This is a genomic window from Vibrio sp. bablab_jr001, assembly GCF_016464285.1.
GTDB lineage: Bacteria > Pseudomonadota > Gammaproteobacteria > Enterobacterales > Vibrionaceae > Vibrio > Vibrio fluvialis.
On record NZ_JACDWZ010000102.1, the window covers coordinates 237716 to 250448 of the forward strand.

Here is a 12733-nt window from a genome sequence, read left to right on the forward strand (position 1 = left end):
AAGAGAACATGGCAGGCGCTTTTTACTTCTTTATCGCTTCTATCTGTATGGTGTGTGCCTCACTTTGCTTTCACTATTCGCGCAAATATGTCGGGCAGACATCGATCACCGTGGGTGCAGACAAAAAAACCGGCAGCACCAAAGAGCACCTGTTGATGCACTCGCAAAAATGGTGGGGAAAATCAAAACAGCAACACCAGAAGTCGCTGTCGCAAATCGTGGTCGCCATGCGTCAGGCGGGCTACATCAGCAGCCGACAACAGATCCTGTGTCTGTTCAAAATGTTTCTGGTCTGGAGCGGGTTGTTTCTGATCCTGACGGGGCAGCAATATCTTTTCTCCACCTCGTTTCAGCGTACATTTTTGTACTACGCCCTGTTTATGGCAATCGGCGCGCTGGTATCCATTCGCTGGATTCGCATGCAGGCGCACAAACGTGCCCGCATCATTGATGAGGAGATGCTGACCGCGGTGCACATGATGGCCATCTTATGGCAGGTCGGGCTGTCGCTTGAAAGCCTGCTTAAGGCGTATCACAAAGAAGCCCGCCATCTGACGCCGGAAATGAACAAAGACATCGCGCTCATCATCGCCCGGATTGAAGCGGGCCAGAACCGTGAATGGGTGTTCCGCGACATGGCCACGATGACGCTGTCGTCCGGACTTCAGGATCTGTTGTCGATGCTCTCGCAAGGTTCAGAAACCGGTGGCGGGCTGAAAACATCATTTCAGTCACTGGCGGAGCTGATTTATGAACGCAAGCGCGTGGCGCTACAAGAGAAGGTCACCAAGATGTCGGGAAAAATCTCGGTAGCGATGATGACTCTGATGTTCCCCGCTCTATTCATCGTGTTAGGTGGCCCGGCAGCGTTGGCTCTGCTGGCAGCTTTTGGAGGCTAAATGAGACGACTATTCGTGATTTTCACTCTCGCTTTGGGTGCCTGTACCTCAGCCCCGAAAGAGACGCAATATACTCAAGCGCCGGGGTTGTGTGGTGAGAAATTCTCACAATCGACCGGCATGCAACTCTCGATGGCACAGCAAGCCTTCGCCAACCAAAACTACTACTCCGCGCTGGCTATGCTGCAAAAAATCGAAGGCAGTTACGTAACCAAAACGGCACTGGAAGCCAAAGCCCTGCTGAAAACAAACCAGTGGGACGAGGCCAATAAGAAATACACCAGTTTGCTCAATAGCTGCATGAAAGGCCAGGCCGCTCACGGCTTGGGATTGCTGACCGCGTATCAGAAAAAATACAAAGAGTCCGGCCACTGGCTGCGCTTTGCGGTGGATATGGAACCCGCCAACTCAGACATTCGCAACGACTACGGCTTTTATATGTTGCTGATTGATGAAGTCGACGTGGCCAAAAAAGAGTTTCTGACCGCGTTAGAACTCAATCCAAACAACCAAAAAGCAGCCAAAAATCTCTGGCTGGCGTTGGCACGCGGTCAGGACTTAAAAGCAGCGGAAAGCCTCACCAGACGTTATGGCTGGGATCAGGTCGAAAGTCAGAAACTGGCGAACGCTCTTAATACCTTCAACCCGATTAAAAATCTGGAGACGAGCAAATGAAACTCAACCTACTGATGGCTCTGTTGTGTGTATTGTCCACTCACGCTTCGGCTGCTCAGCAACGTCCGGAAACCAAAGGTATGAAAATGCCAGAAACCAAAGAAACGCAAATTTGGCTGCAAATCCAAAGAGAGAATATGATGGCCACCAGCTATCAGGACACCCTATCTCCCGAAGCAGCCAAAGCCAGCCAGCAACGGGCCATCAAAACCTTTAGCCATGAGCTGCCGGACAAATTCATTAAGAGTGAATTCGGAGAGAAATAATGACGCTTAAAGCTCAGTCTGGTGCCGTGACACTCTGGCTCGCCGCCGCGCTGCTGAGCCTGGTCATATTCACCTCCGTGGCACTCGACACGGCAAGGCTGGCTTTTCAACGCCAACAACTGCAATCGATCGCCGATTTAGCCGCAACTGAACTCGGCGTGAGCAGCCCCTATTTTTTGGACCCGAATCAGAAAGCGGAAGCCGAACAGACGGTTGCCTCGCTTTTTAGCGACAAAATCGACAAGCTGACGATCGAATACGGCACGGCAAAAATCGTCGATGGACGCTGGGTGATCGACACCAGCGCAACCGCCGACAACGGTTATCCTACGGCCAAAGTGGTCGTCACAAAAAAAGTCCCGGAAAGCATGGTCGCAGGTGGGCTGTTCAATAACCGGACGATGACGTTGTACGCCGAAGCGGCAGTTCAGAAATCGGGCGTGATCAGTTTTGGCGTCGGTTCAAAGACCGTATCGACGGAAACCGAAGCGGGACTTCTCAACAGCCTGCTGGGCAATGTGCTCGGCACAACGCTCGATCTCGATGTTGCCGATTACAATGGTCTGGCAAACAGCTCGGTCAAATTAGGTACTCTGCTCAGCACGTTAGCAGTAGATCTGAGTTTAGGCACAACCCAAGAGGTGTTGGAATCGAGTATTTCTCTGCTCGATATTCTCAATGCTTACGCCGATGTGCTGAGCAGCGATGGCGATTATCCGAATGGCATTAACCTGCTGATCAATCAATTGGCGCTGGTAGAGACCGTACCCGACATCGTGCTGGGCGATATCGTGGCGCTCTCCGAAACCAACACCGATGGCGCGGCGTTTGAATCGTCCATCAACGCACTGTCTCTGGTCAAAGCGTCCATCTTCGCCTCAGACAACAGTCATTTTATCGATGTTCCGGCGTTAGGGGTTTCAGTGCCCAACGTCGCCAGTATCGCTCTCGCCACCGACGTCATCACGCCGCCCTCATTCACTATCGCCACATTGCCAGTCATTGAAAGCAAAGAGCCCAGCATCTCCAACTCACAGGTGGATTTATCGCTATCGGCCGATCTTGATATTGTCGATGACATCACCTCTGCTTTATCGGTGGTCAGTCTTGGGCTTGCCAATGTGGTTGTCAGCCCGTTAAAAATTGAGGCGAATGCGTCCAAATCGACCGCCACATTGGTGGGCGTCAGCCGCTCTCCGAGCAGTTCCGAAGCGGAGTTCGCAACAGAGAGTTCGCTGGTTGATGTCAGCGTTGAACCTCTGACCATCAGCATTTACATTCCGCTGGTCAGTTCGCCCATCGTCGTGACCGCTCAAATCGCGGTGAATAATGAAGATCCCGTCACCGCAACCCAAACCATTTCGCTCGCGCAGCTGCCGCAAACCTCCACCATCAACCGAGGCACACTGTTTGATACCGAAATCAATCTATCGATAGAAGTACCAAACTCGTTAATTCTCAATGCGGTGTTAACTCCGTTGACAACTGCGTTATCGAGCGTACTGAGCCTGACATTAGGCAACGTGTTGAGTGGTGTTCTGAGCGGAATACTGCTTCCCACATTAGATGTATTGGGTGTGCAGGTGGGCGGTGCAGATATGTGGGTTGACGCGATTCAATCTTCGCCATCCGGCCTGATTTTGTAGCCGGAAGGTGTCAGCGTTGTATCGCGTCATAACGTGGTTTGCGAACGTGAAATCACACTACTCGGTGGCCGGAAGCATCCAGAATCAGTTCGCCATCTTCTTTGCACAAAGGGCCGGCCGGCCACCTATCGAGTAAATCCAGTACCGATTCACTAGGCCGGCACAACTTAACCCCTTTCGGTGAGCAGACAATCGGCCGATTGACCAACACCGGATAACGCAGCATGGCATCGAGAATCTGCGCGTCACTCACATCTTCAGCGAGCAAACCCAGTTCCTGCGCCGGAGATTTGGTGGTACGCAGCGCTGATCGAGGTGTGAGATCGGCGGCGGCAAACAGTGCCAGCAACTGCGAACGGCTCCATCCTTCTTGCAGATAGTCGACGATCACAGGCTCATACCCCGCCTTCTCGATAATCGCCAGTACGTTGCGTGACGTTCCACAATCCGGGTTATGGTGAATAACGATCATTGGGATGATTCCGTCACGTCAAACCAGCCACGGGTACGGTTCGCAAACCAAACCAGCGACAGCATCACCGGCACTTCCACCAGCACCCCCACTACAGTTGCTAATGCCGCACCAGAATGAAGACCAAACAGCGACACCGCAACCGCCACCGCCAGCTCAAAGAAGTTCGACGTACCAATCATACAAGCTGGTGCTGCCACATTATGAGGAAGCTTCAAGCGCTTAGCCGCCCAATAAGCAATGGCGAAAATGGTGTAGGTCTGAATCAGCAGAGGAATGGCGATCAGCACAATCGCTTGTGGAAGGGCCAGAATGGTCTCCGCCTGAAAACCAAACAGCAGTACCACCGTTGCCAGCAAACCTACGATTGACCACGGTTTCATCGTCGCCAGGAAACGATTCAGCGTTGAGTGGTCATTGGCTTTATCCAGCTTTTGACGAGCGACAGCTCCTGCCAACAGTGGAATCAACACGTACAACACTACCGAGAGCAACAGTGTGTCCCACGGCACCGTAATGTCGGTGACGCCAAGCAGAAAGCCAGCAATCGGCGCAAACGCAAAGATCATGATGATGTCGTTTATTGAAACCTGCACCAGCGTGTAGTTTGCATCGCCTTTGGTTAACTGACTCCAGACAAACACCATCGCCGTACATGGCGCAACACCCAGCAGAATCATGCCTGCGATGTATTCGCTCGCGGTTTGCGGATCGACCCAGTCAGCAAATAGCTCCTTAAAGAACAACCAACCCAATAACGCCATGGTGAACGGCTTGACCAACCAGTTGATCACCAGAGTCAGGACCAGACCTTTCGGCTTCTTACCAACATCTTTCAGAGAGGAGAAATCAATCTGCACCATCATTGGAAAGATCATCAACCAAATTAACACCGCGATCACGATGTTCACGTGTGCCAGCTCAAGGCCTGCAATCGCTGCAAACGCTTGAGGCGCCAGACTGCCCAATGCAATGCCACCCAAAATAGCCAACCCGACCCAAACGGTCAGATAACGTTCAAACAGACCCATTTTTCCTCCGAACACTTAGTTTTCGCCCATGCGCACTGTCCGTTCTTTCACTATAAGCCAGCGCAGCCATGTCGGTACTCTAACGCTGAAATAAACATATGAAAAGTCATATATACGAATTTCCATATATTAAATTTTAAACATGACAGTTGAGTGACAACGCGCGAGTAACATTGCACTAGTTGAGCAACAAAAGTGATTGGAACGATGAAATTCAGAGTCAACGGATGACTTGTTGATGTGGCTCAGATTCTAGGGAGATACGCATAACACAATGATTCGGTTCACATTCCGTATCGACTACCGTCCAACCTAAACGCGAATAGAGTGATGGAAGGTTAGTGTAAACGTAAAGATGACGCTGGTTGAAAGAGGAAACTTGGCTGACGCCCAGACAAATCAGTTCACTGGCAATCCCCTTTCTCCGCCACGGTGGAGAAACAGAGACGGCATTGATCCAAATGACATCAGCGACCTGATTCGGCTCCTGATAATAGGAATAAGCCAGCCCACCAATCACTGTGTTTTGACTGAGCACCATGATGACAGGTGGAAGTTGGACATCCGGCTTATAAGTATCGCGAAAACGGAATTCGGACCATTCACCTTGAAACAGACGTTCAACGTCCTGCCAATAAGGACTAGTTTCGTCGCATTGTCTGAATTCTAAGTTGTGCATTTTTGATCGTTACGTTTGGGTCAGAGTGCTCAAGCATAGCCTCTGTTATACGCATCAGCCATTGTGAGTCGTCTTAAATTTGACCGCCTGCTACATTCTTCGTCATACCTTTGCCAGCCACTTCATGATGAATGGTGGCAATATCCTCGTCCTACGTGACATTCTCGGCCACGCAGATCTCAGTATGACAATGCGCTACGCGCACTTCGCTCCAGATCACCTGACGGAAGCAATTTCCCTAAACCCTATCGCCTCGCTGACTGCCGCCACAAAAAAGTTGAGGTTCTGTCGCCACTTTGTCGCCACTTCCCTTTTTTGACGTAAAAAAAGAGCCACTAAAAAGCGGCTCTCAATAGTTCGTATTTTCCGAGTAATCTTACGATCACTCTTTACCGAATACGTTGTTCTCTTGCTCTTGTACGCGGATGAAGGTAGTACGCTTTGTTAGCTCTTTGAGCTTTGCTGCGCCTACGTAGGTACAGGTTGAACGCACACCGCCGAGGATGTCTTGAATAGTGCCGTGCACGCTGCCACGATATGGCAACAGGACGGTTTTTCCTTCAGCTGCGCGGTAGCCCGCTACGCCGCCAGAGTGTTTGTCCATCGCGCTCTTAGAAGACATGCCGTAGAACTTCATGAACTTCTCGCCGTCTTTTTCGATGACTTCGCCGCCTGACTCTTCGTGACCAGCCAGCATGCCGCCCAGCATGACGAAATCTGCGCCGCCACCGAAGGCTTTAGAGACATCGCCTGCACATGAACAGCCACCGTCACCGATGATGGTGCCGCCAAGGCCGTGTGCCGCATCAGCACACTCAATGATGGCAGACAGTTGCGGATAACCGACACCAGTTTTGACGCGAGTGGTACACACAGAGCCTGGGCCAATGCCGACTTTGACGATGTCTGCGCCTGCAAGAATCAGCTCTTCACACATATCGCCTGTCACGACGTTGCCTGCTGAGATCACTTTATCCGGGAAGGCTGCGCGCACTCGTTCAACGTACTCAACCAGATGTTCTGAGTAACCGTTGGCAATGTCGATACAGATGAAGATGAATTCATCTGACAGCGCCATGATGTCTTGGGTTTTTTGGAAGTCTGCGTCGGAAGTACCGGTAGACACCATCACGTTGTTCAGGGTGGCTTTATCTGCGGTTTTCGCAAACTCAGCCCAATCTTCAACGGTGTAGTGTTTGTGGACTGCGGTCATTACACCATGCTCAGCCAGTGCTTTGGCCATCGCAAAGCTGCCCACTGAGTCCATATTCGCCGCAATGACTGGCACACCGGACCATTGACGACCACTATGCTTGAAGGTAAACTCGCGGGTTAAATTTACTTGAGAACGGCTTTTCAGGGTTGAACGTTTCGGGCGAAACAGGACATCTTTAAAACCCAACTTAAGTTCTTGTTCGATACGCATTGTGTAATTCCTTGATTGATTCACAGTTTGTGTCTCTTTTGCAGAGTGCGTAGTACCGCGGTTGGCAGACTTTGGTACTTTTCGGACACAAAAAAACCGGAGCGTTGGCAGACGCTCCGGTTTTCAGCATTATAGGCCGCGATTTCTTTCCGGCAAGTCTGATATTTGACTTTTTTTTGTGTTACCCTGTCGAAGATTTCATACCTGTTCGCACTCCTTTCTCTCCCCTGCGCCTAAATATCAGATTTAACACTTAATATTCAGTGAGTTAATTAGAACCTACTTATTAAACTGCTCTAGGAAAACGTTCACCGCAAACGTTCACTCTGAGTGAGGAAATCTAAAAGTGAGACTGATGTCTCATGTTCAAACGGACAAATGGCAGCAAAACACCACAAATTATGACGGCGATATTTCGCTGATCACACATTTTCTTCTCTCTGCTTCGAAAGCCTCTGAAACGGTGTAAACCTTGCTAAGGTTTAACTATCGCTAATTCCTTCACCGGAAGTTAGCAGCGCCAAATACCTGGTTTTGGCTAACTTCTATGAAACAGCAGTGGAGAACAACAATGATAAAACCCATGATCGCCGGGATAACGCTGGCAACACTGTTTGCCGCCATGCCAACTTTTGCCGCCACCAACAGCCAGCATCAGTTCAACGTTGATGCAGGTTATACCACCTTAGATAACGGTCACAGCAGTGATCAGGTATTTACCACGACCGTCGGCTACAGCTACTACTTTTCGCCGTTCATGGGCGTAGATTTGGGCTATAACGGCACGATGTCGAGCACCGCAAAACTGCGCGATGGCAACGGCAATGCCATCGAAACCAAATACGACAGTTTCTACGGCGGTATTCGCGCCGAGGCGCCAGTCACCCGATACGCCACACTCTACGCGCGCGGCGGCTTTGCCTATACGCAGTTGGAAGAAACGAATGTCAGCGCCGTGCCGGAAACCTCCTCGACACATTCGGGCGTTAATCCCTATGTGAGTGCTGGCGCTCGCGTCGCCACCGGATTGAATCCGAACCTTGAGTTTACCGCTGAAGTCAGTTACCAAGACCTTGATAAAGGTTACTCCAGTACCTCATTCAGTGTGGGTGCGCGCTTTAGAATGTAGTGTTTTCCCTCAATTTGAACAAAAGGCGAGCGACCACCGCTCAGCCTTTGTTCACATACAAAACTTATGGTTTATTTTTGCCACCATCCGTTTAACTATAGCGATAATTATTTGAAGTCAGGTCTTATTTAAGGAGACTGCTATGATCGATATCGCTTTCTTCAGCGCAAAAACTTACGACGAAACCTCATTCAAAAAAATCGTCGACAAAAACGCGTTCACGCTCCATTTCCATGATTTTCGTCTAACGAAGAAAACCGCCAAAATGGCCAAAGGCTGTAAAGCTGTATGTGCCTTTGTGAACGATGATCTGAGTGAAGATGTTCTGACTGAACTGTATCAAGGGGGTACCCGCCTTGTTGCGATGCGCTGTGCAGGTTTCGACAAGGTTGATCTGGATGCCGCTAAACGCATTGGTATGCAAGTGGTGCGTGTTCCGGCTTATTCACCGGAAGCTGTTGCGGAACATGCCATTGGTCTGATGATGTGTCTGAACCGCCGCTACCACAAAGCGTATCAGCGTACCCGTGACGCGAACTTCTCTTTGGAAGGCCTGGTCGGTTTTAACTTTTATGGTAAAACCGTCGGCGTTATTGGCTCAGGTAAAATTGGCATCGCGGCCATGCGTATTCTCAAAGGGCTGGGCATGAACATTTTGTGTTTCGATCCGTATGAGAACCCGCTGGCGATTGAAATCGGCGCAAAGTACGTGTCGCTGCCAGAGCTGTTCGCCCAAAGCGACATCATTACCCTGCACTGTCCGATGACGAAAGAGAACTACCATCTGCTGGATGAAAATGCGTTCAATCAAATGAAAGACGGCGTGATGATCATCAACACCAGTCGAGGTGAACTGCTGGATTCGGTTGCCGCGATTGAAGCGTTGAAACGAGGTCGTATCGGCGCACTGGGGTTGGATGTGTACGATAACGAGAAAGATCTGTTCTTCCAGGACAAGTCGAACGATGTCATTGTCGACGATGTGTTCCGTCGCCTGTCAGCGTGTCACAACGTACTGTTTACTGGCCATCAGGCGTTTCTGACCGAAGATGCCCTGCACAATATCGCCCAGACAACGCTGAACAACGTACTGGCCTTTGAGCAAGGCACGACGTCAGGCAACGAACTAATTAACTAAACTGCGCAGATGGTGCAGTAAGTCACTGGCGAGCAAGCCACGCTCGCCAAACGCTTTGGCGTTTTGATCCGCCGCTAAACTGTGGATCAAAACGCCCATTTTCGCGGCCTCAAACAGACTCAGGCCCTGCGCAAGCAGTGAAACGATAATACCTGTCAGCACATCGCCCATTCCGCCCGTTGCCATTCCCGGATTGCCCGCCAAGCACACGTACGTTTCTTTGCCATCACACACCAGTGTCCCGGCCCCTTTCAATACCACCACGCCGCCATATTTTTTCTGCAGCGCTTTCACCGCGTTATAACGATCCGCCTCGATATTGGAGACTTTGGTATCCATCAGTTTGGCCGCTTCTGCCGGATGTGGCGTCAGAATACGCTGCTGGTCGAAGTTTGCGGATTGCGCCAGAAAATGCAGCGCATCAGCGTCCATGACTTTCGGTTTGGTCTGCTTTTGCACTTTGTGCATCATTTGCAGCGCGGTGTCATTTCGCCCCAGTCCCGGGCCAATCGCCAGCACATCACACCATTGCAGACGCTCATCGATCATCGCTTCGTCAGTCCATCCTGCCGCCATGATTTCAGGACAAGCGGACAACATGGGAGCGGTATTACTCGGATGCATCAGCGTGGTTGTTAATCCACTGCCGACCCGCGCACACGCCTGAGCCGCAAGGATCACCGCGCCCCCCATACCGTCATTTCCGCCCACGATCACAGCTTTGCCATGGCTGCCTTTGTGCGAGCAGGGTTCTCGCTTGGGCAGCAGTTGCTTAAGCGTTTTCTGATCGATCGCCTGAACGGTCGGCACATTTTGCTGGCTAAAGCTTTCTTCCAGCCCCAGCCCGGCAAAGTGCAATTCTCCAACGTAGTTACGCGCTTTACCCGTTACTAACCCTTGTTTCAGCCCGATAAAACTGACGGTATGCTGAGCGCGTATCGACGTGCCCAAAACCGCACCAGTGTTGGCACATAACCCTGACGGAATATCAATTGCGACAATCGGCGCTGAGCAGCGGTTCAGCGTATCAATCAATTGCTGCATCGGTTCGCGAACGGTACCCGTGAGGCCAGTGCCGAGCAGCCCATCGACGATCAAATCAACATCATCCGGCACCACTTCATCGATCGGATACACTTCTCCCCCATGATCCAGCCAGTGGTAATAGGCAGAAAGTGCATCTCCCTTGAGCTGCTCTGGGTCCCCTATTTGCCAAACCGTTACCTGAACGCCCAGCGAGCGGGCCAGACACGCCACAATATAACCGTCGCCACCATTGTTACCGCCACCGCAACATACCAGCCAGTGATGCGTTCCCGGATATTGGGCATACGCGACGGTAAACACCGCCTGTCCGGCCCGTTCCATTAGGCTGAACATCTCCAACCCTTTGGTTTTGGCCGCCATCACTTCACCTTGTTTGACTTGTTGCGCGGTATAGAAAACTTTCGGTAACGGCATCAGTTTGGTCCCTGTATACAAAACGATAAACTTAAAGTGTATGCAAAAAAGCCAAGGTTCACCTTGGCTTAGTTGTCAATTTTCTGCTTGGACGCGATTTACTTGGCTTGCAACGTCATCAGCGCTTCGGCGGTGGCATCCTGTATCGACAAGAATAATGAATTCACCTTGCCTGTCGGCGTTCGCATCGGGTTGAGCGTGATGTTTTGATACATGAACTCGGCCTGCTGGGTCACCGGACGCACATTGCGGCATTTAAACAGATACGGACGCTGCTGCCAGGTAATGAAACTGCGACACCCCAAATCGTAAACAGGCTTGGTTTTGAGTTTGAACCACTCTTTATGAATCTCAGGAAACAGAGTAAACAAGGATTGGCCTATCGCTTCATGCGCTAACTTACCACTGTGATGAGTCATAAAGCCGTTCCAAACCTGAACGTTGTAATCACGATCGAGGACAATCAGTCCCATATCGACGTTCTGAACCATATCCACCATCCAGTGAAATTGTTCAAATTCTGCAGGAAGCGACAACATCAGAAATCCTCCATCAGATAAGCGAGTTTGCTGTCCAGAAGCGGTAGCGATTCATCAACAAACATAAACAAGAGATCGCAGCGGATCGACGTGCCTTCTATGTTGTAGCTGACTTCAAACGTCATGGTTTTCTTAAACGAACCTGCGGTTGACTGAATCACAGAATCGATTGGAATGTGCTGACCGAGCAGCACCGGCGAACTCTGGAAGAAACGCACTTCGGCCTGCTCGCCCAACCCATTCAGAAAAGACCCGACCAAAATATTGGAGACATCCATGATGAGCTCCAGCTCTTCCAACTCTTCATTATCAGCTGGCACTTTCATCAGTTTTTTCAGATCGGCGACACTGGAATCGGTCAGCAAAACTAAGGCTTCCCCGGCAATCCCTTCACCACTAAAGCCCTGACAAACACCGGAAACGTGGACGTTATCCGCCAAGTCACGCAGTGCCATGTGCAGTTCACTCACTTCAAAAATATTTACGTTTGGCAGAGGTAACTGCACAAACACGTCGAAGTGACGTGCTAAAGCATCCGCTGCCCGGCCGATAGAAACGTTCGCCACTTCCATATAAATATCGCGGCGGCGCAGAACTGGCAGTTCAATGGAAATAGGCGTAACGATACGTGGCTGCGTGGGCGGTTCAACCAGCGTACGGATAACCGCATTGAGATCGTCTTTATTAATCGGTTTTTGAATGAAGGCTTTAGCACCGAGGGCCAATACGCGTTCTTTCGCTTTGGGTTGAATATCGCCGGACACCACCACCACAGGAGTGGTATAGCCTTTATCACGCATTGCTTCTAACGTGCCGAAACCATCCAGTTCCGGCATCGTCAAATCGAGAAACATCAACTGAAAGCGCTGAGTTTCTAAAATACTCAGCGCATCCAGTCCATGTACGGCAAAGGTGATATCTGCATTAAGCGATGCAGGGAGAGAGCGTGCCATCTGCTTTCGAGCCAACGCTGAGTCATCGCAGATGAGTACTGAATACGACATATCATCACCTTCTCATTCTCATTTTGGGTTTAACCTAGAGTGTATACCTAAATTTGCGAGAGAGGCTAGAATTGCGGCCTTAATTATTGATAAATAGGATGATTCCTATCCGTTAGTAATTTGGCCATAAAGTCAGAAGGACAATACGTAGTACAATAGCCAACACAACCATCGCAACCCCGAGTCGATATAACTTGTATTCCTCGATGGTCATTGGAACGCGCTTGTAAAACATTGTCGCCACACCTTTCCAATCCTGACTGCGTTTGCCGTATCGGGTAATCCCTGTCAGCACCAGCAAAATGCCCACTAAAAGTACACTTTTTTCAATCCAAAACAGTGCGGTTTCCATACTTCTACCATCCTTC

At 50.4% G+C, this 12733-nt stretch carries 14 protein-coding genes and 1 pseudogene; 7 read left to right on the forward strand and 8 right to left on the reverse strand.

Annotated elements, in window-relative coordinates; translation table 11 throughout:
* Nucleotides 1-8: 8 nt before the first annotated feature.
* The 4 genes from JIG40_RS19190 to JIG40_RS19205 are packed head-to-tail and all read left to right on the forward strand — an operon-like array spanning nt 9 to nt 3486.
* Nucleotides 9-899, forward strand: coding sequence for a type II secretion system F family protein (locus JIG40_RS19190; RefSeq protein ID WP_199465877.1), 891 nt, complete (start codon nt 9-11; stop codon nt 897-899).
* Entirely contained in the window at nt 900-1574 is a 675-nt protein-coding gene (locus tag JIG40_RS19195; RefSeq protein ID WP_226976284.1) for a hypothetical protein, read from the forward strand.
* Nucleotides 1571-1840 carry a DUF3613 domain-containing protein gene (locus JIG40_RS19200; RefSeq protein WP_047461989.1) on the forward strand — a complete coding sequence of 90 codons (270 nt, stop codon included), beginning with the start codon at nt 1571-1573 and terminating at the stop codon, nt 1838-1840. Before JIG40_RS19195 ends, JIG40_RS19200 begins: the two co-directional genes overlap by 4 nt.
* Nucleotides 1840-3486, forward strand: coding sequence for a pilus assembly protein TadG-related protein (locus JIG40_RS19205; protein WP_199465878.1), 1647 nt, complete (start codon nt 1840-1842; stop codon nt 3484-3486). Before JIG40_RS19200 ends, JIG40_RS19205 begins: the two co-directional genes overlap by 1 nt.
* Before the next feature lie 52 nt (nt 3487-3538).
* Here JIG40_RS19205 and arsC read toward each other — a convergent pair whose 3' ends face one another.
* From arsC to JIG40_RS19220, 3 genes are all read right to left on the reverse strand, one after another.
* Nucleotides 3539-3958: an arsenate reductase (glutaredoxin) gene (gene arsC / locus JIG40_RS19210; protein ID WP_100268815.1), complete on the reverse strand. Its 420-nt coding sequence runs from the start codon at nt 3956-3958 to the stop codon at nt 3539-3541.
* Nucleotides 3955-4989, reverse strand: a complete 1035-nt coding sequence (arsB, locus tag JIG40_RS19215; RefSeq protein WP_199465879.1) for an ACR3 family arsenite efflux transporter — start codon at nt 4987-4989, stop codon at nt 3955-3957. Before arsB ends, arsC begins: the two co-directional genes overlap by 4 nt.
* Nucleotides 4990-5209: 220 nt before the next feature.
* Nucleotides 5210-5668 carry a GNAT family N-acetyltransferase gene (locus JIG40_RS19220; RefSeq protein ID WP_199465880.1) on the reverse strand — a complete coding sequence of 153 codons (459 nt, stop codon included), beginning with the start codon at nt 5666-5668 and terminating at the stop codon, nt 5210-5212.
* Between the two features lie 91 nt (nt 5669-5759).
* On the opposite strand from JIG40_RS19220, the pseudogene JIG40_RS19225 reads away from it, so the two are divergent.
* Nucleotides 5760-5927: pseudogene (locus tag JIG40_RS19225) on the forward strand (tyrosine-type recombinase/integrase); the annotation flags it as partial.
* Between the two features lie 123 nt (nt 5928-6050).
* Here the strand turns inward: JIG40_RS19225 and JIG40_RS19230 are convergent.
* The gene (locus JIG40_RS19230) at nt 6051-7094 is read right to left on the reverse strand and encodes a GMP reductase (protein WP_020329838.1); all 1044 of its coding nucleotides are present in this window, start codon (nt 7092-7094) and stop codon (nt 6051-6053) included.
* Nucleotides 7095-7665: 571 nt separating this feature from the next.
* Here JIG40_RS19230 and JIG40_RS19235 point away from each other — a divergent pair.
* Together JIG40_RS19235 and JIG40_RS19240 are read left to right on the forward strand one after the other, a co-directional pair.
* On the forward strand, nt 7666-8223 hold the full coding sequence (locus tag JIG40_RS19235) for an outer membrane beta-barrel protein (RefSeq protein ID WP_225869381.1): 558 nt from the start codon (nt 7666-7668) through the stop codon (nt 8221-8223).
* A 142-nt stretch (nt 8224-8365) separates the two neighbouring features.
* A complete protein-coding gene (locus tag JIG40_RS19240) occupies nt 8366-9361 on the forward strand; it encodes a 2-hydroxyacid dehydrogenase (RefSeq protein WP_047462007.1) in 996 nt (331 codons plus the stop codon).
* Here JIG40_RS19240 and JIG40_RS19245 read toward each other — a convergent pair.
* The 4 genes from JIG40_RS19245 to JIG40_RS19260 all read right to left on the reverse strand — a co-directional run bounded on the left by JIG40_RS19245 (nt 9350) and on the right by JIG40_RS19260 (nt 12717).
* Entirely contained in the window at nt 9350-10822 is a 1473-nt protein-coding gene (locus tag JIG40_RS19245) for an NAD(P)H-hydrate dehydratase (protein ID WP_199465881.1), read from the reverse strand. The two genes, JIG40_RS19240 and JIG40_RS19245, sit on opposite strands and share 12 nt — an antisense overlap.
* 98 nt (nt 10823-10920) lie before the next feature.
* Nucleotides 10921-11361: a PAS domain-containing protein gene (locus JIG40_RS19250; RefSeq protein WP_020329833.1), complete on the reverse strand. Its 441-nt coding sequence runs from the start codon at nt 11359-11361 to the stop codon at nt 10921-10923.
* Nucleotides 11361-12365: a response regulator gene (locus JIG40_RS19255; protein ID WP_020329832.1), complete on the reverse strand. Its 1005-nt coding sequence runs from the start codon at nt 12363-12365 to the stop codon at nt 11361-11363. The genes JIG40_RS19250 and JIG40_RS19255 overlap by 1 nt, the downstream gene beginning before the upstream one ends.
* Nucleotides 12366-12477: 112 nt before the next feature.
* Nucleotides 12478-12717: a hypothetical protein gene (locus JIG40_RS19260; protein WP_020329830.1), complete on the reverse strand. Its 240-nt coding sequence runs from the start codon at nt 12715-12717 to the stop codon at nt 12478-12480.
* Nucleotides 12718-12733 lie beyond the last annotated feature (16 nt).

Coding starts and splice junctions, on each gene's coding strand:
- JIG40_RS19255 (WP_020329832.1), bottom strand. CDS start 12,365: ATGTCGTATTCAGTACTCATCTGCGATGACTCAGCGTTGGCTCGAAAG.
- arsC (WP_100268815.1), bottom strand. CDS start 3,958: ATGATCGTTATTCACCATAACCCGGATTGTGGAACGTCACGCAACGTA.
- JIG40_RS19235 (WP_225869381.1), top strand. CDS start 7,666: ATGATAAAACCCATGATCGCCGGGATAACGCTGGCAACACTGTTTGCC.
- JIG40_RS19200 (WP_047461989.1), top strand. CDS start 1,571: ATGAAACTCAACCTACTGATGGCTCTGTTGTGTGTATTGTCCACTCAC.
- JIG40_RS19195 (WP_226976284.1), top strand. CDS start 900: ATGAGACGACTATTCGTGATTTTCACTCTCGCTTTGGGTGCCTGTACC.
- JIG40_RS19250 (WP_020329833.1), bottom strand. CDS start 11,361: ATGTTGTCGCTTCCTGCAGAATTTGAACAATTTCACTGGATGGTGGAT.
- JIG40_RS19190 (WP_199465877.1), top strand. CDS start 9: ATGGCAGGCGCTTTTTACTTCTTTATCGCTTCTATCTGTATGGTGTGT.
- JIG40_RS19260 (WP_020329830.1), bottom strand. CDS start 12,717: ATGGAAACCGCACTGTTTTGGATTGAAAAAAGTGTACTTTTAGTGGGC.
- JIG40_RS19205 (WP_199465878.1), top strand. CDS start 1,840: ATGACGCTTAAAGCTCAGTCTGGTGCCGTGACACTCTGGCTCGCCGCC.
- JIG40_RS19240 (WP_047462007.1), top strand. CDS start 8,366: ATGATCGATATCGCTTTCTTCAGCGCAAAAACTTACGACGAAACCTCA.
- JIG40_RS19220 (WP_199465880.1), bottom strand. CDS start 5,668: ATGCACAACTTAGAATTCAGACAATGCGACGAAACTAGTCCTTATTGG.
- JIG40_RS19230 (WP_020329838.1), bottom strand. CDS start 7,094: ATGCGTATCGAACAAGAACTTAAGTTGGGTTTTAAAGATGTCCTGTTT.
- arsB (WP_199465879.1), bottom strand. CDS start 4,989: ATGGGTCTGTTTGAACGTTATCTGACCGTTTGGGTCGGGTTGGCTATT.
- JIG40_RS19245 (WP_199465881.1), bottom strand. CDS start 10,822: ATGCCGTTACCGAAAGTTTTCTATACCGCGCAACAAGTCAAACAAGGT.